Origin of the sequence: Streptomyces sp. SID9727, from assembly GCF_010550605.1 — a bacterium.
Lineage (GTDB): Bacteria > Actinomycetota > Actinomycetes > Streptomycetales > Streptomycetaceae > Streptomyces.
The window spans coordinates 7,353-31,307 of the sequence record NZ_JAAGNI010000070.1; the positions used below are offsets into that span (position 1 = coordinate 7,353).

Here is a 23,955-nt window from a genome sequence, read left to right on the forward strand (position 1 = left end):
GTCAGTCCTCCTGAGGGGAAAGGGTGATGTCACCGGTGTCACCGGTGACCTCGGCGATCCTGGCGGCCAGGACCGGTCCGATCTGGGCCAGCGAGCCGGCCCGGGTCATCTGGTCGTGCCGGGTGGTGATCTCGTGGGATTCGATCCGGCCGGTGACGTACGGGCGCCAGACGTCCGGTCCGGCGTCGTCCTGGCCCCGGTCGATCGTGGAGTTGAACAGCAGGAGATCGCCGTCGTGCCGGCCGGGGACGAAGTCGACCGCCAGCTTCGCGTTGTTGATCATGATGTCCACGATGACCTCCACCTGCCGCTCGTCGAGCCCGGCGAGGGCGCTGCCGCGCCGGTTCAGCACCTCGGCGACCTCCGCGTAGGTGATGTCGCGGTCGCCCAGCTCGGCCGGGTCGACGTCGAGCACGCCGACGAGCACGTCCCGCACGGTGGGCACGGGCTCGTCCTCGAACCGGACGTCCTTCACCGGGTAGGCGTCGAGGACGGCCAGGAGCGCGGTCCGTTCGCCGCGCGCCCGGAGTTCGCAGGCGAGTGCGTGGGCGATCAGTCCGCCCGCGGACCAGCCGAGGAGCAGGTACGGTCCCTGCGGCTGGACCTTCTGGATGTGGTCCGCGTAGTCGGCCGCCATCTCCTCGTACGACTCCGGCAGCGGTTCGGGACGTCCGAGGCCGCGGGCCTGGATGGCGTAGACCGGGTGCTGCGGGCCGACGTGGTTGAGCAGTCCGCTGTACGACCAGCTGATGCCGCCGCCGGGGTGGACGCAGAACAGCGGTGTCTCCGTCCCGGTCGAGCGCAGCGGGAGCAGTACGTCGAGCGCGTCGTCCGGGTTGTCCATGGCGAGGCGTCCGGTGAGCCCGGCGACGGTCGGCGCCTCGAACAGCATCCGCAGCCCGAGTTCCAGGCCCAGGGTCTCGCGGACGCGTGCGGCCAGCCGGGCGGCCAGCAGCGAGTGTCCGCCGAGGTCGAAGAAGCCGTCGTCGATGCCCACGTGCTCGCGTCCCAGCACTTCGGCGAAGAGCCCGCACAGCAGCTGCTCCTGCGGGGTCCGGGGTCCGCGCCCCGCACCCGACGCCCCGTAGTCCGGGGCCGGCAGGGCGGCCCGGTCCAGCTTGCCGTTGGCGGTCAGCGGCAGCGCGTCCACGGTGACGAACGCCGCCGGGACCATGAAGTCGGGCAGTTCGCGGCGCAGCCGGCCGGACAGCTCGGCGGACTCCGGCACGGCGTCGGGGACGGGCACCAGGTAGGCGACGAGGCGCTTGTCCCCGGGCCGGTCCTCCCGGGCGACGACGGCCGCCTGGGCCACGCCGGGGCAGCCCGCCAGGACGGCTTCGACCTCCCCGGGTTCGATGCGCTGACCGCGCAGCTTGACCTGGTGGTCGACGCGCCCGGCGAACTCCAGCGTGCCGTCGGGGCGCCACGAGGCGAGGTCGCCCGTGCGGTACATGCGGCTCCCGGCGGGCCCGTACGGGTCGGCGGTGAAGCGCTCCGCGGTCAGGCCGGGCCGGCCGAGGTAGCCACGGGCCACGCCCGTACCCGCGAGGTGGAGCTCGCCGACCAGACCGGCCGGCAGCGGGCGCAGCCGGTCGTCGAGCACGTAGGCGCGCATGTTCGCCATCGGGCCGCCGATCGGCACGGTCGGGGCGTTCTCGGGGAGGCCGCGCACCGGGTGGCGGGTGGCCAGGGTGGTGGCCTCGGTGGGTCCGTAGCCGTTGACGACCTCGATGCCGGGGCAGGCGGCGAGGACCCGGGCGACGGCGGCCGGCGAGACCACGTCGCCGCCGGTCCACACCTCGCGCACTCCGGCGAGCAGCCCGGGGCGTTCCTCGGCGACGAGCCGGAACAGCCCGGCGGTCAGCCAGAGCCCGGTGACGCCGTGCGTGTCGAGGGTGTGCTGGAGCAGGTCGAGGTCGAGCTGTCCGGGGGGCGCGACGATGATCCGGCCGCCGCTGAGCAGCGGCACCCACAGCTCGTACGTGGAGAGGTCGAAGGCGGTCGGTGAGTGCATCAGCACGCGCTCGTGGCCGCCGCCGCGCCACTCCGGGGTCAGGGCGAGGCCCACCACGTCCCGGTGGGTGACGGCCACGCCCTTCGGCCGCCCGGTCGAGCCGGAGGTGTACATGATGTACGCCAACTGACCCGGTTCACAGGGCACGTCCACGGTATCCGGCTCGTGGCGCCCGGATTCCTCCAGCGCGGCGAGCACCTCCCGGGTGAGGACGAGCGCGGCGCCGCTCTCCCGGAGGATCAGGTCGATCCGGGAGGACGGGAAGCGCGGGTCGAGCGGGACGTAGGCGCCGCCCGCCTTGATGACGGCCAGGATCGCCACGACCAGCTCGGCCGAGCGGTCGAGCATGACGGCGACCGGGGTCTCGGGCCGTACGCCCTGGCGGGTCAGGGTCCGGGCCAGCGTGCCGGCCCGGCGGTCGAGCTCCGCGTAGGTCAGCTCGGCGCCGTCCGCCACGACGGCGACGGCGTCGGGGGTGGCCCGCACCTGGCGGGCGAAGAGGGCCGGCACCGCGTCCGTGGGCAGCTCGGCGGCGGTGTCGTTGAACGCGTGGAGGAGCTGGTGGCGTTCGGCGGCGGACATGAGGTCGATCTCCGTGATCGGCCGGGCCGGGTCGGCGACCGCCGCCCGCAGCAGCCGGGCCCACCGCTCGAAGAGCAGCTCCACGGTGGCTGCGTCGAACAGGTCGGTGGCGTACTCCACCGCACCGACGAGTCCGTCGGCGCCGCCGTCCGGACGGAACCGCTCGGCCAGGCTGAAGGTGAGGTCGACCCGGGAGGTCCCGGTCGGCGCCTCCAGGTGGCCCGTCTCCAGACCGGGCAGCGCGAAGTCGCCCAGCGGCGCGTTCTGGAGGGCCAGCATGATTTGGAACAGCGGGTGGTGGGCTAGGGACCGCACCGGGTTGGCCACCTCCACCAGATACTCGAACGGCACGTCCTGGTGGTCGTACGCGGTGAGCGCCTTCTGCCGTACCCGGCCGAGGAGTTCGGCGAAGCCCGGGTCACCGCCGGTGTCGGTGCGCAGGACGAGGGTGTTGACGAAGAAGCCGACGAGCTCGTCCAGTGCCTGGTCGGTGCGGCCGGCGATCGGGCTGCCGATGGGGATGTCCGTGCCGGCGCCGAGCCGGGTGAGCAGCGCGGCGAGTCCGGCCTGCAGCACCATGAACATGCTGGCGCCGCGTTCGGTGGCCAGGTCGCGCAGGGCCTGGTGCAGTTCGGCGTCGAGCCGGACGACGACCCGGTCGCCGCGCTGGGAGGCGACGGGCGGCCGGGGCCGGTCGGCGGGGAGCTGGAGCTGCTGAGGGATGCCGGCGAGTTCGTCGCGCCAGTAGGCGAGCTGCCGGGCGAAGAGGCTGTCCGGGTCGCCCGCGTCGCCGAGCAGGTCGCGCTGCCAGCGGGTGTAGTCGGCGTACTGCACGGGCAGCGGGGTCCAGCCCGGCTCCTCGCCCCGGCAGCGGGCGGCGTACGCGGTCGCGAGGCCGGCGGAGAGCGGGCCCATCGACCAGCCGTCGGCGGCGATGTGGTGGACCACGACGAGCAGCACGTGCCGGTCGGGGGCGAGCGCGAACAGCTCGGCCCGGACCGGTGGCTCGGCCGCCAGGTCGAAGCCGCGCCGCGCCGCTTCGGCCAGGCGTCCGGGCAGCGCGCTCTCGTCCAGGTCCACCACGGGCAGCGCGGGACGCGCCCGCTCCGGGTCCAGCACGACCTGGTGCGGGGTCCCGTCGGTCTCGCGGAACACCGTGCGCAGGCTCTCGTGCCGCGCCACGACGTCCGCGAGCGCGGCGTGCAGCGCGGACCGGTCGAGGCCGCCGGTGAGGCTCAGCGCGAGCGGCATGTTGTACGTGGCGCTCGGCCCGTCCATCCGGTGCAGGAACCAGAGCCGGCGCTGGGCGAAGGACAGCTCCACGCGGTCCGGGCGGGGCCGGGCGGTCAGCGCGGGGCGAGCGGCCCCGGCCCCGTCGAGTCGGGCCGCGAGAGCGGCCACGGTGGGGGTCTCGAAGAGGGTGCGGACCTCCAGCTCCGCGCCGAGGGTGGCCCGGACCCGGGAGGCGAGGCGGGTCGCGAGCAGCGAGTGGCCGCCGAGGTCGAAGAAGCTGTCGTCGACTCCGACCTGGGCGAGTCCGAGGACCTCGGCGTACAGCTCCGCGAGCAGCTGCTCCTGCGGGGTGCGGGGCGCGCGTCCGCCCACGGCGGCGCCGAGGTCGGGCGCCGGCAGCGCGCGCCGGTCCAGCTTCCCGCTGGCCGTCAGCGGCAGGGCGTCCAGCGCCACGAACGCCGACGGGACCAGGTGGTCCGGAAGCCGTTCGCGCAGCCAGTCGCCGAGTTCGCCGAGGAGGGCGCCGGTGCTCCGGCCGCCGGTCGGGCGGTTGGTCAGCGAGGACAGCGCGCGGCCGACGGGCCCGGCCGGACGGTACTCGACCGGGGAGCCGTCCGAGGCGGCGAACACCACGTCCAGGGCGTCGTCCGAGGTGGCCGACCAGGTGACGGACACCGCGCGGCCCGCTTCCTGCCCGAGGGCGTGGAAGTCCTCGGGGTCGGGGAGGCCGTTCTCGTCCTCCGGGGCGTGCAGCCGTTCCAGCAGGTCCGCGAGAGCCCCGTCCTCCTCATGCAGCGCACGGGCCAGGGCGGTCTCCCGTACGACGCGCCGGTTCGGGACTCCGGTGATCCGCAGTGCGTCGGTGGCGGGCGTCTCCGCGAACAGCTCGCGCAGGGCGTCCGGGCCGGTGATGTCCCGTCCCCAGGCCAGCTCGGCGGTCCGGGGCGCGGGCCGCGGGGCGGCCGGTGCCTTGTGCAGCGTGACGTCGTAGCGGTAGCGGCTCAGTTCGTTGTGGTGCCGGCCCCGCTTGACCTCCACGGCCACCGCTCCGATGTCCGTGCCGTGCGACCGCAGGACGGTGAAGAAGTCCGGATCGACGAGGAGTTCCTTCTCCACCCTGACCGCCTGCTCCACCGCACGGCGTACGGCGGCGGGGTCGGCGTCGTCGCCCGCCCGGTGCAGCTGGACGGCGGTCGCGAACGGACGCAGCAGCCGCAGGTTGCGTACGTCTCCGACGAACAGCGTGCCACCGGGGGCGAGCAGCCCCATCAGCTTGCGGATGACGTCGGCGAGGTAGTCGGCGGAGGGGAAGTACTGCACCACCGAGTTGATGACGATCGTGTCGAACGCCTCGGCGGGCAGCCCGTCGGTGTCGTGCGCGGGGCGGGTCTGGAGCACCACGCGCCCGGTGAACCGCTCCTCCCGGGCGACCTGGGCGGTCAGCGCGTCGATGGCGGTGGCGGAGAAGTCGGTCGCCCAGTACGCCTCGCAGTGGGGCGCGATGCGGGAGAGCAACAGGCCGGTGCCGACGCCGACTTCGAGCACCCGTCGGGGGCCGAGGCCGAGGACGCGGGTCACGGTGGCGTCGCGCCATTCCCGCATCTGCTCCTCGGGGATGGGCCGCGCGTCGTAGCTGCTGTTCCAGCCGACGAAGTCGTCACCGAAGAGCGCCGTGTCGGGGGCGATGGGCAGGGCGTCGTAGATGTCCTGCCACTCCCCCACCTGGTCCGCTTCGAGCCTGCTGTCCCGGGCCGTGTCCTGGCGCGGGACGACGTAGCCGACGAGCCGGTCGTCCTGGGCGAGGACCGCGGTCTGCGCGACGGCGGGGTGTGCGGCGAGCGCGGCCTCGATCTCGCCGGGCTCGACGCGGAAGCCGCGCACCTTCACCTGGTCGTCGGCGCGGCCGGCGTACTCCAGCTGTCCGTCGCCCGGCCTCCGGGCCAGGTCGCCGGTGCGGTACATGCGCTCACCGGGTGCGAACGGGCAGGCCACGAACCTGCCGGCCGTCAGCGCGGGCCGGTTCAGGTATCCCCGGGCGAGGCCCGCGCCGGCCACGTACAGCTCCCCGGTGACGCCGGGCGGCACCGGACGCAGCCGGTCGTCCAGGACGTACACCCGGGCGTTGGCGATGGGCCGGCCGATCGGCGGCACACCGGTGCCCGGGACGAGCGGGTCGCTCATGGTCGCGCAGACCGTGGTCTCGGTCGGACCGTACGCGTTGATCATCCGGCGGCCGGGCGCCCACCGCGCCACCAGCTCCTGGGAGCACGCCTCACCCGCCACCACCAGGGTCGACGCGGTCACGGCCCCCTCCGGCACGGCGGCCAGGACGGACGGCGGCACCGTGACGTGCGTGATGCCGAGGTCAGGGTCGGTGAGTGCGGCGAGGGGCCCGGCCGCCGGGGGCAGCACGAGGGCCGCGCCGCTGAGCAGGGCGGTGCAGATCTCCGACACCGAGGCGTCGAAGCTGGGCGAGGCGAACTGGAGGACACGGCTGTCGGGTTCGACGGCGAAGCGCTCGATCTGCCCGGCGACCAGGCTCGCCACACCTCCGTGTCCGACGACGACCCCCTTGGGGCGGCCCGTGGAGCCGGAGGTGTAGATGACGTAGGCCGGGTGCCGCACATCGAGGTCGACCGCCGGGTCGGTCTCCGGCCAGTCGCCCTCCGCCACCATGGCGGGGTCGTCGACCACCAACGCCGGTCGGGCGTCGTCGAGCATGTACGCGATCCGCGCCCGCGGATACGCCGGGTCCACCGGCAGATACGCCGCACCGGCCTTCAGCACACCCAGCACCGCCACGACCGACTCCACCGACCTCGGCAGAGCCACCGCCACCACCTGCTCCGGACCCACCCCACGCGCGATCAACGCATGCGCGAACCGGTTCGCCCGGCCGTTGAGTTGACGGTACGTCAGTCGCCTTTGGCCGCAGACGAGGGCGAGCGCGTCCGGTGTCGCCGCCGCCTGTGCCGCGAAGGCCCGGGGCAGCGGGACCGCGCCGACGTCTCGGGTGGTCGCGTGGTCCTGTTCCAGCAGCTCGTCCCGCTCCTCGGCGTCGAGGAGGTCGATCGCGCCGATCGGCTGTTCCGGGTCGGCGGTGACGGCCTTCAGCAGGAGCGTCCAGCGCCGGACCAGTGCCTCGACCGTCGTACGGTCGAACAGGTCGGTGGCGTACTCGACGGCGCCGACGATGCCGGCCGGCGCCCCGTCGGGGCCGAACCGCTCGACCATGCTCACGCCGAGGTCGAACTTCGCGGTGCCGGTCGCGACCGCGTAGGTCGTGACGTCCAGGCCGGGCAGCGAGAACCGGCCGGTCGGGGCGTTCTGCACGGCCAGGATGGTCTGGAAGAGGGGGTGGTGGGACAGGGACCGGGAGGGGTTCAGCGCCTCCACCAGATGCTCGAACGGCACATCCTGATGCGCGTACGCCGACAACGCCGTCTCCCGCACCCGCCCCAGCAGCTCACCGAAACCCGGATCACCACTCGTGTCCGTCCGCAACACCAACGTGTTCACGAAGAACCCGACCAGATCGTCCAGCGCCTCATCCGTACGCCCCGCGATCGGACTCCCGATCGCGATATCCGTTCCCGCACCCAACCGCGTGTACAACGCCGCCAGACCCGCCTGCAACACCATGAACAGGCTGGTCCCGGTCCGCCGGGCCAACCCGGCGAGCGCGCGGTGCAGTTCGGTGTCCAGTTCCAGTCCGATGTGATCGCCCCGCCGGCCGGCGACGGCCGGGCGGGGGCGGTCGGTGGGCAGGGGAAGCAGCTCCGGCAGGTCGGCCAGCTGCCGCTTCCAGTAGCCGAGCTGTCCGGCGAACCGGCTCTCCGGGTCAGCCGGATCACCGAGGAGTTCGCGCTGCCACAGCGTGTAGTCGGCGTACTGGACCGGCAGCGCCGGCCTGTCCGCCGCCCGGCCCTCGCAGCGTGCCGCGTACGCCTCGGCGAGGTCGCGGGCCAGCGGCCCGGTGGACCAGCCGTCGGCGGCGATGTGGTGCATGACCAGGAGCAGGACGTGCTCTTCGGGCGCGATGGCGAACAGCTCGGCGCGCAGCGGCGGTTCGGCTGCCAGGTCGAAGGGCTGCCGCGCCGACTCGGCGAGCAGGTGCGGGAGTTCGTCCGCCGGCACCTCTGCCGGACGGGCCCGGAGCCGGACGTCGGCCGGTTCCAGCAGGCGCTGGCGGGGGACGCCGTCGACCTCCTCGAACACCGTCCGCAGGCTCTCGTGCCGGGCCACCACATCGGCCAGCGCTTGGTCGAGCGCGCCCCGGTCGAGCGTTCCGGTCAGCTGGAGCGCCAGCGGAATGTGGTACGTGGCGGCTGTGGCGTCCATGCGGTGCAGGAACCAGAGGCGGCGCTGGGCGAAGGACAGCGGCACCGCGTCGGGCCGCTCGTACGCGGTGAGCGCCGGGCGCACCCCGTCGGCCGCCGCGAGCGTCCCGGCCAGGCCGGCCACCGTGGGCGCCTGGAAGAGAGCGCGCAGCCCCAGCTCCGCCCCGAGCACCGCGCGCACCCGGGCGACCAGCCGGGTGGCGAGCAGGGAGTGCCCGCCCAGGTCGAAGAAGTCGTCGTCCACCGAGACCCGGGGCACGTCGAGGACCTCGGCGAACAGTTCGGCGAGGATCTGTTCCCGTGGAGTACGCGGCTCCCGGCCGCCCCCGGTGGACGCGGCGTCGGGCGCGGGCAGCGCCGCCCGGTCCAGCTTCCCGTTCGGCGTCAGCGGCAACGCGTCGAACACCACGAACGCGGACGGCACGAGGTAGTCCGGCAACCGCTCGCGCAGGTGGGCGGCCAGCTCTGCGGGGCGTACGCCCGAGGCGGGATCCGGCACCACGTAGCCGACGAGCCGGTCGTCCCGGGCCACGACGGCGGCCCGGGCGACGCGGGGATGCGCGGCGAGCGCGGCCTCGACCTCCCCCGGCTCGATCCGGAAGCCCCGCACCTTCACCTGCTGGTCGGCGCGGCCGGCGTACTCCAGCTCCCCGTCGGCGCGACGCCGGACCAGGTCGCCGGTGCGGTACATCCGCGCGCCCGCCGGACCGAACGGGCAGGCCGTGAACCGTCCCGCCGTCAGGCCCGGGCGGCCCAGGTAGCCGCGTGCCAGGCCGGGCCCGGCGACGTACAGCTCGCCGGTCACGCCCGGCGGGACGGGGCGCAGCCGCTCGTCCAGTACGTAGGTCCGGAAGTCCGCGACCGGGCGGCCGATCGGCGGCACACCGTTCCCCGGGACGAGCGGGTCGCTCATGGTCGCGCAGACCGTGGTCTCGGTCGGACCGTACGCGTTGATCATCCGGCGGCCGGGCGCCCACCGCGCCACCAGCTCCTGGGAGCACGCCTCACCCGCCACCACCAGGGTGGTGGCCGTGAGGCCGGCGTCGCCCAGCGCGCCGAGGGCGGAGGGCGGAAGCGTCACATGGGTGACGGCGAGCCCCGGGTCCGTCAGGGCGTCCAGCGGGGTGTCGGCAGGGGCGAGGACGAGCGCGGCGCCGGTCAGCAGCGCGCTGCTCAGGTCCCAGAACGACGCGTCGAAGCTGGGTGAGGCGAACTGGAGCACCCGGCTCCCCGCCGCCACGCCGAGCCGTTCGGCCTGCACCGCCGCCAGGCGCGACACACCGGCGTGGCTCACGACGACACCCTTGGGACGGCCGGTCGAGCCGGAGGTGTAGATGACGTAGGCCGGGTGCCGCACATCGAGGTCGACCGCCGGGTCGGTCTCCGGCCAGTCGCCCTCCGCCACCATGGCGGGGTCGTCGACCACCAACGCCGGTCGGGCGTCGTCGAGCATGTACGCGATCCGCGCCCGCGGATACGCCGGGTCCACCGGCAGATACGCCGCACCGGCCTTCAGCACACCCAGCACCGCCACGACCGACTCCACCGACCTCGGCAGAGCCACCGCCACCACCTGCTCCGGACCCACCCCACGCGCGATCAACGCATGCGCGAACCGGTTCGCCCGGCGGTTCAGTTGGCGATACGTCAGCTCGGTGCCGTCACCGGTGAGCGCGACCGCGTCCGGCGCCGCCGCCACCCGTGCCGCGAACAGCTCCGGCAGGCTCGCGCCCGCCGCCTCGTCCGCCACGGTGGGCAGCAGCTCGCCGCGCTCCTCCGCGGACAGCAGATCGATGGCGCCGATCGGGCGCTCCGGTGCGGCGGCCACCTCGGTCAGCAGCCTGATCCACCTGGCGGCCAGCGTCTCGACCGTCGCGCGGTCGAACAGGTCCGTGCTGTACTCCACGGCACCGCTGAGGCCGGCCGGTTCGCCGTCGGGCCCGTATTCCTCCACGAACCCGAAGGTCAGGTCGAGCCGTGCGGTACCCGTGAGCACAGGCATCGGGGAGACCTGGAGGCCGGGGAGGTCGAAGGCGCCGCCCGGCGCGTTCTGCACGACGAGACCGGTCTGGAAGAGGGGGTGGTGGGACAGCGACCGGGACGGGTTCAGCGCCTCCACCAGATGCTCGAACGGCACATCCTGATGCGCGTACGCCGACAACGCCGTCTCCCGCACCCGCCCCAGCAGCTCACCGAAACCCGGATCACCACTCGTGTCCGTCCGCAACACCAACGTGTTCACGAAGAACCCGACCAGATCGTCCAGCGCCTCATCCGTACGCCCCGCGATCGGACTCCCGATCGCGACATCGGTCCCCGCACCCAACCGCGTGTACAACGCCGCCAGACCCGCCTGCAACACCATGAACAGGGTGGCGCCGGACCGCCGCGCCAACTCCGCCAGCCGTGCGTGCAGTTCGGCGTCGACACGGATCTCCAGCACATCGCCGGCGTACGACATGACGGCCGGGCGCGGCCGGTCGGCGGGAAGGAGCAGCTGCTCGGGCAGTCCGGCCAGCGTCCTCTGCCAGTAGGCGACTTGCCGTGAGTAGAGGCTGTCGGCGTCGTTCTCGTCGCCGAGGATCTCGTGCTGCCACAGGGTGTAGTCGGCGTACGTCACCGGCAGCGGCGGCCACTCCGGCTCCCCGCCGCCCCGCCGGGTGGTGTAGGCGGCGGCCAGGTCGCGGGCGAGCGGGCCCATGGACCAGCCGTCGCCGACGATGTGGTGCATGACGAGGAGCAGCACGTGTTCGTCCGGCGCGACCGTGAACAGCTCGGCCCGCAGGGGGACTTCCGCTGTCAGGTCGAAGCCGCGCACGGCCGCGTCCCGCAGCAGCGCGGGCACTTCGGACTCGCGGGCGGGCCGCACGGTCAGTGGGGCGCCCACCTCGGTGGTGTCCAGCACGCGCTGGTGCGGGATGCCTCCGGTGTGCGGGAACACCGTGCGCAGGGTCTCGTGCCGGGTCATCACGTCCACCAGGGCGGCGCCGAGCGCGTCCCGGTCGAGCGCGCCGGAGAGCCGCAGGGCCAGCGGCATGTGGTAGGTGGCGCTCGGCGCGCCGAACTGCTGGAGGAACCACAGGCGGCGCTGGGCGAACGACAGCGGCAGCGTCTCGCGCCGGGGCCGGGGCACGAGAGCACGCCGCGCCGTGCCGGCGTCCCGCAGCCCGGCCGCCAGCCCGGCGGGGGTCGGGGTCCGGAACAGGGCGCGAAGTTCCAGTTCGATCCCGAGGGTCGCCCGGACCCTTGAGACGAGCCGGGTGGCGAGCAGCGAGTGCCCGCCGAGCGCGAAGAAGTCGTCATCGGTCCCGACCCGGGCGAGGCCCAGGACGTCGGCGAACAGCTCGCACAGGATCTGCTCCTGCGGGGTGCGCGGCGCCCGGCCGCTCCCCGTGGACGCGGCGTCGGGCGCGGGCAGCGCCGCCCGGTCCAGCTTCCCGTTCGGCGTCAGCGGCAACGCGTCGAGCAGCACGAACGCGGACGGCACCAGGTATTCCGGCACCCGGTCGCCCAGGTGTGCGGCGAGCGCGGCCGGGGTCGCCGCGGCCGGGTCCGCCGGGACGACGTAGGCGACGATCCGGTCCTCCCGGGCGAGGACCGCGACCTGGGAGACGCCCGGGTGCGCGGTCAGTTCGGTCTCGATCTCGCCGGGCTCGACGCGGAAACCGCGCACCTTGACCTGATGGTCGACGCGGCCGGCGAATTCCAGCTCGCCGTGGGCGGCCCATCGGACCAGGTCGCCGGTGCGGTACATGCGCGCGCCGGCCGGCCCGTACGGGTCGGCGACGAAGCGTCCGGCGCTCAGCCCGGGCCGGCCGAGGTAGCCGCGGGCGAGCCCGGTTCCGGCGAGGTACAGCTCGCCCAGGACGCCGGGGGCGACGGGGCGCAGGGTCTCGTCCAGCACGTACACCCGGCAGTTGTCGACCGGGCGGCCGATCGGCACGGGCCGCGGGCAGTCGGCGGGGTCGGCCGGGAGCGCGTAGGCGGTGATGACATGGGTCTCGGCGGGGCCGTAGTGGTTGTGCAGCACCCGGCCGGGCCGGGCGGCGAAACGGCGTACGGCTCCGCCCAGCCGCATCGCCTCCCCGGCCTGGGCGACGAGCCGCAGACAGGGCAGGTCGAGACCGGCCTCTTCGGCGGCCTCGGCCAGCGCCTCGACCACCAGGTTCGGCGCGAACAGCTCCTCGACGCGGTGGTGGTCCAGCCAGTGGGCGAACAGTTCGGCGCTGTGCCGCTGCTCCTCGGTGGGCACCACCAGGGTCTTGCCGTACAGCAGCGCGGACAGCATCTCCTGCACGGAGACGTCGAAGCTGATGGCGGTGAACTGCGCGGTGCGCGTACCGGGTTCGCCACCGACGGCGCGGTGGTGCCAGGCCAGCAGGTTGAGCAGGGCGGCGGCGGGCATGACGACGGCCTTGGGCCGCCCCGTGGAGCCGGAGGTGTAGATGACGTAGGCCGGGTGGCGCGGGTCCGCGCGCACACCGGGGTCGTGCTCCGGGAGCGTGCCGGCCGGCGTCACGGCGGCGAGGTCGTCGAGCACCACGGCCGGGCGCGCGTCCTCCACCATGTACGCGATGCGGGCGGCCGGGTAGTCCGGGTCCACCGGAAGGTACGCCGCGCCCGTCTTGAGCACCGCGAGGACCGCGACCACCAGCTCGGCGGAGCGCGACAGCCGGAGGGCGACGACCTGCTCGGGGCCCACTCCGCGGGCGATCAGCGCGTGGGCGAGGCGGTTGGCCCGGCGGTTCAGCTCGCCGTACGACAGCACGGTGTCCTCGAAGACCACGGCCGGGGCGTCCGGGGTTGCCCGGGCCCGCTCCTCGAAGAGCCCGGGCAGGGTGGCTCCGGCGCGCGGGCGGGCGGTGCCGTTGCGGGCGACCAGCAGTTCGTGGCGTTCGTCGGCGGTGAGGACGTCGATCCGGCTGAGCGGCAGCCCCGGTTCGGCGACGACCGCCGCGAGCAGCCGCAGCCAGCGGGCGACCAGTGCCTCCACGGTGGCCGGGTCGAACAGGTCGGCGCTGTATTCGACGCGCCCGACGATGCCCTCGGCGGCGCCGGGGCCGCCGCGCTCCAGCAGGTGGAAGCCGAGGTCGAACATGGTCGTCGGTGTCCCCACCAGGACGGGTTCGGTGGCCAGCCCGCTCAGCGCGAAGTCGGTGCGGGGCACGTTCTGGAGTGCCAGCAGCACCTGGAACAGCGGCTGGCGGGTGAGCGACCTGGAGGGGTTCAGCGCCTCCACGACGTGCTCGAACGGCAGGTCCTGATGGGCGTACGCGCCGAGCGCGGTCTCCCTCACCCGGCCCAGCAGTTCGGCGAACGAGGGGTCGCCCGAGGTGTCAGTGCGCAGGACCAGCGTATTGACGAAGAACCCGATGAGGTCGTCGAGCGCCTGGTCGGTGCGGCCGGCGATGAGGCTGCCGACCGGGATGTCCTTGCCCGCCCCCAGCTTGTCCAGCAGGGAGGCCAGGGCTGCCTGGAGCACCATGTACACGCTGGCGCCGTGCTCACGGCCCAGCCGGACCAGTCCGGCGTGGAGTTCCGCGTCCAGCTCGATCGCGAGCCGGCCGCCGGTGTCGGACGGGGTGGCGGGGTGCCGGCGGTCGGCGGGGAGCCGGATCTGTTCCGGCAGGCCCGCGAGCGTCCGCGTCCAGTAGTCGGTCTGGCGGGCGAGCAGGCTGTCCTCGTCGGACGCGTCGCCGAGCAGTCCGTGCTGCCAGAGGGTGTAGTCGGCGTACTGGACGGGGAGCGGCGCCCATCGAGGGGCCTCGCCGCGGACGCGTGCCGCGTAGGCGGTGGCCAGGTCCGCGGCCAGCGGGCCGAGGGACCAGCCGTCGCCGGCGATGTGGTGCATCACCAGGAGCAGCACGTGCTCGCCCGGCGCGACCTCGAACACCTCGGCGCGCAGGGGCGGTTCGGTGGCGAGGTCGAAGCCCCGCGCGGCGGCGGCCGTCAGCAGCGCCGTCAGGTCCCGCCCGTCGGCCGGGGTAACCGCGAGGGCCGGGTGCGCGTCCGTGGCGGCCAGCACCCGCTGGTACGGCACCCCGTCCTGGGCGGGGAAGACCGTGCGCAGGGTTTCGTGCCGGTCCGCGAGGTCGCCCAGCGCCGCTTCGAGGGCGGCAGGGTCCAGCGGACCGGTGAGCCGCCAGGCGAGGGGCATGTTGTAGACGGACTCGGCGCCCTCCAGCTGGCGCAGGAACCAGAGGCGGCGCTGCGCGGAGGACAGCGGCACCCGCTCGGGACGGTCAGCCCGTTCCAGCGCGGGCCGGGCCCGGCCGGCGGTGCCCAGTCCGGCGGCCAGTCCGGCCACGGTCGGCGTACGGAAGAGGGTGGGCAGGGCCAGCTCCACGTTCAGCGTGGCGCGGACGCGGGCGACGAGCCGGGTGGCGAGCAGCGAGTGCCCGCCGAGGTCGAAGAAGTCGTCGTCGGCGCCGACCCGTGGCACGCCCAGCACCTCGGCGAACAGTCCGGCCAGCACGTGTTCCTCGGGCGTGCGCGGCGCCCGGCCGGCCGTCGTGGACGCGTCGGGCTCGGGCAGGGCGCGCCGGTCCAGCTTGCCGTTGGGGGTCAGCGGCAGCACGTCGAGCGGGACGAAGACCGCCGGCATCATGTACTCCGGCAGCCGCTCGCGCAGGTGCGCCCGCAGCTCCTCGGTCCGCGGCGCGGCACCGGCGGCGGGTTGCACGTACGCGACGAGCCGGGAGCCCCGGGCTCCGTCCCGCCGGGCGACCACGGCGGTGCGGGCGAGGCCGGGGTGTTCGCCGAGGACGGCCTCGATCTCGCCGGGTTCGACGCGGAAGCCGCGTACCTTGACCTGGTCGTCCGTACGTCCCAGGAATTCGAGGTCGCCCTCGGGGTTCCAGCGCACCAGGTCACCCGTGCGGTACATCCGCGTACCCTCCGCGCCGAACGGGTCCGCCACGAACCGGCCGGCGGTCAGCCCCGGCCGGTTGACGTAGCCGCGCGCGAGGCCCGTACCCGCGATGTACAGCTCCCCCGCCACACCAGCGGGTACGGGCCGCAGGGCGCCGTCGAGCACATGCAGCCGGGTACCGCCCATCGGCCGGCCGATCACCGGGCGCGGGCTCGACGCCAGGGGCGTGACGACCGAGTCGACCGTGCACTCGGAGGGGCCGTAGTAGTTGAGCGCGCGCACCCCGTCGGCGGCCTGCAACCGTTCCCACAGCTGTTCGGGCACGGGCTCCCCGCCCAGCGCGACCAGCGCGGGGCGCCACCGGGGGTGGTCGAGCAGCCCGTGGTCGACCAGGACGTGCAGGTAGGACGGGGTACCGCCGATGGTGTCGAGACCGGCCCGCGCGGCGTACGCGAGGTAGGCCGCCGGGTCGGTCCAGGTGGCCTCGTCGAGGACGTGCAGCTCGTGCCCGGCGAACACGGCGAAGAGCTGGTCGCAGGAGGCGTCGAACGACACGGACGTGGTCAGCCCGACGCGCAGCCGCTCCCCCGTCGGCGAGACCAGGGGGCCCTGGTTGGCGTACAGGTTGACCAGGCCGGCGTGCGTCACGACGACGCCCTTGGGGCGGCCCGTGGACCCGGAGGTGTAGATGACGTAGACCGGCTGGGCCGGATCGGCCGACACCATGGGGTCGGTGGCGGGGCAGCTCCCGACCAGTTCGGAGGTCTCCGGGTCGTCGAGCACCAGCCGGTCGCCGGTCTCCTCCGGCAGCCGGTCCTGGACACGGCTGTCGGTCAGCGTCAGGACCGGCCGGGCGTCATCCAGCAGGTACGCGATCCGGGCGGCCGGGTACTCCGGATCCACCGGCACATAGGCGGCACCCGACTTCAGCACCGCGAGGATCGCCACCACCAGGTCCGCCGACCTCGGCAACGCCACCGCGACCAGCCGCTCCGGCCCCGCCCCGCGCGCCATCAGCGCATGCGCCAGCCGGTTCGTCCGCGCGTCCAACTCGGCGTACGACAAGGACACATCGCCGCACACGAGTGCCGTGAGGTCCGGAACCGTCCGCACCTGCTCCCGGAACAGCTCCGGCAGCGTTTCGGAACGGGCCGGGGCGTCCGGGCCGGTGCCCAGAGCCGCGAGCGCGTCGTGTTCGCCGACGGTGAGCAGGTCGAGCCGGCTGAGCCGCTGCCGGGGGTCGGCGACCGCGATGCGCAGCAGCCGCTCCCAGCGGGCGAGCATCGTCTCGACGGTGCCCGGGTCGTAGAGGTCGTCGGCGTACTCGACGGACCCGTCGAGCCCGTCCGGGGAGCCGTCCTGCGCGTGCCGCTCGGCCATCGTGAAGATCAGGTCCAGCTTGGCCGTGGCCGACGCGGACGGCACGTCCTCGACGCGCAGCCCGGGCGGTGAGAAGTCGGCCCGGGGCGCGTTCTGGAGCACCAGCATGACCTGGAACAGCGGGTGGTGCGCGAGCGACCGGGACGGGTTCAGCACCTCGACCAGGTACTCGAACGGCACGTCCTGGTGGGCGTACCCGGCCAGCGCGGTGTCCCTGACCCGGTCCAGCAGCTCGGCGAACGTCGGGTCGCCCGAGGTGTCGGTGCGGAAGACCAGGGTGTTGACGAAGTAGCCGACCAGCTCGTCCTGCGCCTGGTCGGTCCGGCCGGCCACCGGGCTGCCGACCGGGATGTCGTCGCCGGCCCCCAGCTTGCTCAACAGCGCGGCCAGCCCGGCCTGGAGCACCATGAAGAGGCTCGTCCCGTGGGCGCGGGCGAGCTCGCGGAGCCCCCGGTGCAGCTCGGCGTCCAGGCGGGTGCGCACGGAGCCGCCCCGGTGCGAGGGGACCGCCGGGCGGGGCCGGTCGGCGGGCAGCTCGATCAGCTCGGGGAGCCCGGCGAGCTGCCGGGTCCAGTAGTCGGCCTGTCCGGCGAGCAGGCTGCCCCGGTCGGCGGAGTCGCCGAGGAGTTCGTGCTGCCACAGGGTGTAGTCGGCGTACTGGACGGGAAGCGGCGCCCACCGCGGGGCCCCGCCGCCGAGGCGCGCCGTGTAGGCGTCGGTCAGGCCCTGCGCGAGAGGGCTCAGCGACCAGCCGTCGCCCGCGATGTGGTGGAGCACCAGGTGGAGGACGTGGTCGTCCGGTGCGAGGACGAACAGCCCGGCGCGCAGCGGCGTGTCGGCGGCCAGGTCGAACCGCCGGTCCCGCGCCGCCGCCATCAGGTCCGGCAGACCGGCCTCGGTGGCCTGGTGCACGGACAGACGCGGGCGGGCGTCGTCCAGGTCCAGTACCCGCTGGTGCGGGACGCCGTCCACCGCCGGGAACACGGTGCGCAGGCTTTCGTGCCGGTCGACGACGTCCGCGACGGCGGCCTCCAGGGCCTGCCGGTCCAGGTCGCCGGTGAGCCGCCAGGCGAGGGAGATGTGGTAGTTCGCACCCGCGCCTTCCAGCTGGTGCAGGAACCACAGGCGGCGCTGCGCGAACGACAGCGGGATCGTCTCGGGGCGCTCGCGGCGCACCAGGGCGGTCCGCGCCGGTCCCGCGGCGCACAGGGCGGCGGCCAGGGCCGCCGGGGTCGGCGCCTCGAAGAGCGTCCGCAGCGGCATCTCCACGCCGAGCGTGGCGCGGATCCGGGCGGCGAGGCGGGTGGCGAGCAGGGAGTGCCCGCCGAGCTCGAAGAAGCCGTCGTCCACGCCGGCCGACGGCGCGCCCAGGACCTCGGCGAACAGCTCGCAGAGGATCTGCTCCTGCGCGGTGCGCGGGGCCCGGGACGTGGTCGCCGGGGTGAGGTCGGGGGCGGGCAGGGCGCGGTGGTCCAGCTTGCCGTTGACCGTCAGCGGCAGGGCGTCCAGCGTGACGAACACCGCGGGCACCATGTGCTCCGGCAGCCGCTCGCGCAGGTACGCGCGCAGGGCGGAGGGGTGCGGGACCGCGTCGGCGGCCGGTACGAGGTACGCGGCGAGCCGGGTGTCGTCGGCCCGGTCCCGGCGGGCGAGGACGGCGGTCTGCGCGATGTCCGGGTGTGCGGCCAGGGCCGCCTCGATCTCGCCCAGTTCGATGCGGAAGCCGCGCACCTTCACCTGCTGGTCGGCCCGGCCGACGTAGCTCAGGGTGCCGTCCGCGCCACGGCGCACCACGTCGCCGCTGCGGTACATCCGTGAGCCCGCGGGTCCGTACGGGTCGGCCACGAAGCGCCCCGCGGTCAGCCCAGGCCGGTTCAGGTAGCCGCGTGCCAGACCGGCCCCCGCGACGTACAGCTCGCCGGGGACTCCCGGGGCGACCGGACGCAGGCCGGCGTCGAGGACGTACGCCCGGAGGTCGGGGAGCGCGGTGCCGATGTCGCCGGGGACGGTGGCGGCGCGGCCCAGTTCGGCGTACGTGACGTGCACCGTGGTCTCGGTGATGCCGTACATGTTGACCAGGCGCGGCGCGTCCTCCGGGTGGCGCTCGAACCAGCCGGCCAACCGGGCGTGCTCCAGTGCCTCGCCGCCGAAGACGACCGTGCGCAGGGCGAGCCGTCGGCCGGTCCCGGGGTCCTCGGCGTCGGCCTGCACGAGCTGGTGGAAGGCGGACGGCGTCTGGTTGAGCACCGTCACCCGTTCGCGGACGAGCAGGTCCAGGAACCGGCCGGGCGAACGGCTGGTCTCGTGGTCCACGACCACCAGGCGGCCGCCGTGCAGCAGGGGTCCCCACAGCTCCCAGACGGAGAAGTCGAAGGCATAGGAGTGGAAGAGCGTCCACACGTCGTCGGAGCCGAATCGGAACCGCTCGCGTGTGGTGTCGAAGAGGCGCACCACGTTGCGGTGCGGGATGACGACGCCCTTCGGCTTCCCGGTGGAGCCGGAGGTGTGGATGACATAGGCGGCGTGGGCCGGGTCGACGGCGATTCCCGGGTCCGTGTCCGGCAGCCCGTCCAGGTCCGCGGTGTCCAGCAGCAGCCGGTCCTCGGCCTCCGTGTCCGCCTGGCTCGTCGTCAGGAGCAGGGAGGGCCGGGTGTCCTGGAGCAGGTAGGCGATCCGGGCGGCCGGGTACGCCGGGTCAACCGGCACGTAGGCGGCACCCGTCTTGAGCACCGCGAGCACCGCCACGACCAGATCGGCGGAGCGCGGGAGTTTCAGCGCCACCAACTGCTCGGGGCCGACGCCCCGTTCGATCAGTGCGTGGGCCAGCCGGTTGGCGCGGGCGTTCAGACCGCCGTACGTGAGGGCGGTCGCGCCGTCGGTGAGGGCGACGACGTCCGGATCGGCCCGCACCTGCCGCTCGAACAGGGCGGGCAGGCTGTGCCGCGGCGGTTCCCCGCCCTGACCGGCCGGCAGCAGCGCCCGGAGTTCGTCGGCGGATACCACGTCCACCTGGCCGATGCGCCGTCCGGGGTCTGCGGCGACGGCGCGCAGCAGCCGCAGCCAGCGTTCGACGATGCCGGTGACGGTGGCCGCGTCGAACAGGTCCGTGCTGTACTCCACGACGCCCGACAGGCCGCCCCCGCCGGGCTGTTCGGCGAGGACGAAGGTCAGGTCGCACTTGGCCGTGCCGGTGGGGACCAGGTCGGACGCCACCCGCAGCCGCGGCAGGTCGAAGGCACCGGACGGCGCGTTCTGGAGGGTGAGCATGGTCTGGAACAGGGGGTGGTGGGCCAGGGTCCGCGCCGGGTTCAGCGCCTCGACCAGGTGCTCGAACGGCACGTCCTGGTGCGCGTACGCGGCCAGCGCCTCGGAGCGCACCCGGCCGAGGAGTTCGGTGAACGTCGGGTCGCCGGACAGGTCGGTGCGCAGCACGAGTGTGTTGACGAAGAAGCCCACGAGGTCGTCCAGGGCCTCGTCGGTGCGGCCCGCGACGGGCGTGCCGATCGGGACGTCGGTCCCGGCGCCCAGCTTGCCCAGCAGCGCGGCCAGACCGGCCTGGAGCACCATGAAGAGGCTGGCCCCGCCATCGCGGGCGAGGGCGCGCAGGTCCTCGTGCAGCTCCGCGTCGATGCGCACCGGCAGCTGGGCGCCCCGGTAGGACATCGCCTCGGGCCTGGGCCGGTCGAAGGGCAGCTCGACCTGGTCGGGCAGGCCCGCCAGCCGCTCGCGCCAGTAGGCGAGCTGGCCGCCCCGCAGGCTGTCGGGGTCGCCGTCGTCGCCCAGCAGTTCCCGCTGCCACAGGGTGTAGTCGGCGTACTGGACCGGCAGCGGCGACCACTGCGGCTTCGCGCCCTCGCGCCGGGCCGCGTAGGCGGTCGTCAGGTCCCGCGAGAGCGGGCCCGTCGACCAGCCGTCGCCGGCGATGTGGTGGACGACGAGCAGGAGGACGTGCTCCTCGTCGCCGAGCCGGAACAGCTCGGCGCGCAGCGGCGGTTCACCGGAGAGCTCGAAGCCCCGCGCCGCCGCCTCGGCCAGCCTGGCGGGCAGTTCACGCTCCCCCGTCTCGGTCACCCGAAGCCGGGGCCGGCCCGCTTCGGGGTCCAGCACCCGCTGGCACGGCACTCCGGCGACCGAGGGGAAGACGGTCCGCAGGGTCTCGTGGCGTTCGGCCACGTCCGCCAGGGCGGCTTCGAGGGCGCGCTCGTCCAGGCTTCCGGTCAGCCGCAGCGCCAGCGGGATGTTGTACGTGGCGCTCGGGCCCTCCATCCGGTGCAGGAACCACAGCCGGCGCTGCGCGAAGGACAGCGGCACCGTCTCGGGCCGCTCGTGCCGGCCCAGCGCCGGGCGCGCCTGGGCGGCCGCGTCGGCCCTGGCCGCGAGCCGGGCCACCGTCGGCGCGTCGAACAGGTCGCTGAGGCGCAGCTCCACGCCCAGCACGGACCGGGCCCGGGCGATGAGCCGGGTGCCGAGCAGGGAGTGCCCTCCGAGGTCGAAGAAGCCGTCGTCCACCCCGACCTCGGTGACGCCCAGCACCTCGGCGAACAGCCCGGCGAGCTGGTGCTCGACGGCGCTGCGCGGGGCGCGGCCCGGTGCGGTTGGCCGGGGTCCGGGGGCGGGGAGGGCGCGCCGGTCCAGCTTGCCGTTGGGGGTGAGCGGCAGGGCGTCCAGGACCACGATCGCCGACGGCACCATGTACGCGGGCAGCCGGTCGCGGAGCCAGGTCCGCAGTGTGTCCGGCCGGACGTCGTGTCCGGCGGCGGGCACGGCGTAGGCGACGAGGAGGGGTTCGTCGTCGGTACGCACGATGACGGTGGCACGCGTGAGGTCCGGGTGCTCGGCGAGGACGGCCTCGATCTCTCCGAGCTCGATGCGGAAGCCGCGTACCTTGACCTGGTCGTCCGTACGTCCCAGGAATTCGAGGTCGCCCTCGGAGTTCCAGCGCACCAGGTCACCCGTGCGGTACATCCGCGTACCCTCCGCGCCGCACGGGTCCGCCACGAACCGGCAGGCCGTGAGCCCCGGCCGGTCGAGGTAGCCGCGCGCCAGCCCCGGACCCGCGATGTACAGCTCTCCCGCCACACCGGCGGGCACGGGCCGCAGCGCACCGTCCAGCACGTACAGCCGGGCGTTGGTCACGGGACGGCCGATCACCGGGCGCGGGCTCGACGCCATGGTCGCGGTCACCGAGTTGACCGTGCACTCGGAGGGTCCGTACAGGTTGACGCAGTGCGTGCCGTCGGCCGCTCGCAACCGCTCCCACAGCTGCCGCGGGACGGCCTCGCCGCCGGCCGCGACCAGCGCCGGGCCACGTCGCGCGTCGCCCAGGAGGCCGTGGGACACGAGGTCCTGGAGATACGAGGGGGTGGCCTCGACGTAGTCCAGTGCACGGTCCGCCGCGTACGCGACGAACGCCTCCGGGTCCGTCCAGGTCCCATGGTCCAGGACATGTAGCTCATGGCCCGCGAAGGGGGCCATCAGCTGGTTCCAGGAGGCGTCGAAGGACACCGAGGTGGTGAGCGCCACGCGCAACCGCTGCCGGTCCTTCGACAGCGGTGCGAACAGCCTCTGCCGGTGGTCGTTGTGCAGGCCGGCCAGGCCCCCGTGGGTGGCGACGACACCCTTGGGGCGGCCGGTGGAGCCCGAGGTGTGGATGACGTAGGCGGGGTGATCCGCGTCGACCTCGACCATCGGGTCGGTGGCGGGGCGGCTCGCGAGTTCCGCCACCGTCTCCGGGTCATCGAGCACCAGCCGGTCGCCCGGCCCCTCCGGCAGCCGGCCGAGGGTGCGGGCGTCGGTCAAGGTCAGGACCGGACGGGTGTCGTCCAGGAGGTACGCGATCCGAGCGGCCGGGTACTCCGGATCCACCGGCACGTACGCGGCGCCCGACTTCAGCACCGCCAGGATCGCCACCACCAGGTCCGCCGACCTCGGCAACGCCACCGCGACCAGCCGCTCGGGGCCCGCCCCGCGCGCCATCAGCGCACGGGCCAAGCGGTTCGCGCGTGCGTCCAACTCCGCGTAGGTGAGCGACACGTCGCCGCACACGAGCGCCGTGAGGTCCGGAACCGTCCGCACCTGCTCCCGGAACAGCTCCGGCAGGCTCGCGGCCGGGGGCGTTTCCGCCGGCCCGGTACCCAGCGCCGCCACCTCACGGTGCTCCTCGGGCGTGAGCAGGTCGACCCCGCCCACCGTCTCGTCCGGATCGAGGTCCGCCACCGCGTCGAGCAGGGCGAGCAGCCGGTCCTGGTGTGCGGTGAGGTCGTCGTCGCCGTACGCGTCCGGCGCGCCGTGCAGCCTGAGCAGCGGGGGGTTGCCGTCCCGGTAGTCGAACAGCCAGACGGCGAGGTCGGTGGTCGAGCCGGAGACGAAGTGGTGCACGGACGCGGGGTGCCCGGCGAAGGCGGGCCTGGCGTTGAACGCCATGATGTTGACGATCAGCGGGAACGCCGTGCCGATGCCCCCGGGCGCTCCGAGGTCGCGGAGCAGGTCCTCGCCGCGGTACCGCTCGTGCGCGACGGCCGCCTCGACCTCGGTCGCCACCTGGGCCACGAGCTCGCCCCACGGCATGTCGGGCCGCACGGTCAGCCGGAGCGGCACCACGTTGGACATCGTGCCGGGGACGGACGTCAGGTCGCGGCCCGAGCCCCGGCGGGCGGTGACGGGCAGGGCGAGGACCACGTCCTGGGCACCGCTCAGCCGGTGGGCGTAGAGCGCGGTCGCCGCGATCACCACCCGGGACCACCGGACACCGGCCCGGGCGGCCGCCGCCCGCAGCGCCTCCGGGTCCCGCAGCTCCCGCTCGCCGGCGACGCGCAGGGCCCGGTGCGGGTCGGTCGCGGAGGCGTCGGTGAGCCGGGTCGGGGCGGGCAGGTCGGTGAAACGTTCGTTCCAGTAGGCACGGTCCGCCGTGAAGGCGTCGGAGGCGCGGTACTCGGCGTCGCTGTCGACCAGGTCCCGCAGCGTGCCGAACGGGGACGGCGGGACGGCGCTGTCCCCGGCCAGCGCCGAGTACACCTCACCGACCCGCCGGCGGACCATCGAGCTGCTGATCGCGTCCAGGACCACGTGGTGGTACCGCAGGTACCAGAAGTACTCCGTCGGTGACAGCCGGATCAGCGCGTGTCCGAACAGCGGATCACGGGACAGGTCCAGCGGGCGGGCGAGGTCGCGCTCCATCCACTCGGCGGCCGCGGCCCGGGGGTCCGGCTCCGCCCCCAGGTCGAGGTGCACCGGCGCCCAGTCCCAGGTCTCCCGGAGGATCTGGCGCGGGCCGTCCCCCTCATCGGTGAAGGTCACGTGCAGGGCGTCGACCTCACCCACCACCCGGCGCAGCGCGGCGTCGAACAGCTCCGGATCGACCGGCCCATGGATCTCCAGGCACTCACCGACGCGGTAGCCCGGGATCGGGGTCGGCGAGCTCTGCTCGGCGAGCCAGATCTCCCGCTGGGCCGCGGTCAGGGGAAGGACGTCGCCGTCACGACGGGACATGGGGGTACCTCCAGAGGTGTGAAAGGGCATGCGCACGGGGCGCACCG

General features: G+C 74.3%; 1 protein-coding gene. It reads right to left on the bottom strand.

Going from position 1 to position 23,955, the window contains the following annotated elements:
• Window position 1: 1 nt before the first annotated feature.
• Window positions 2-23,908: a non-ribosomal peptide synthase/polyketide synthase gene (locus tag G3I41_RS04280; protein WP_164398961.1), complete on the bottom strand. Its 23,907-nt coding sequence runs from the start codon at window positions 23,906-23,908 to the stop codon at window positions 2-4.
• Window positions 23,909-23,955 lie beyond the last annotated feature (47 nt).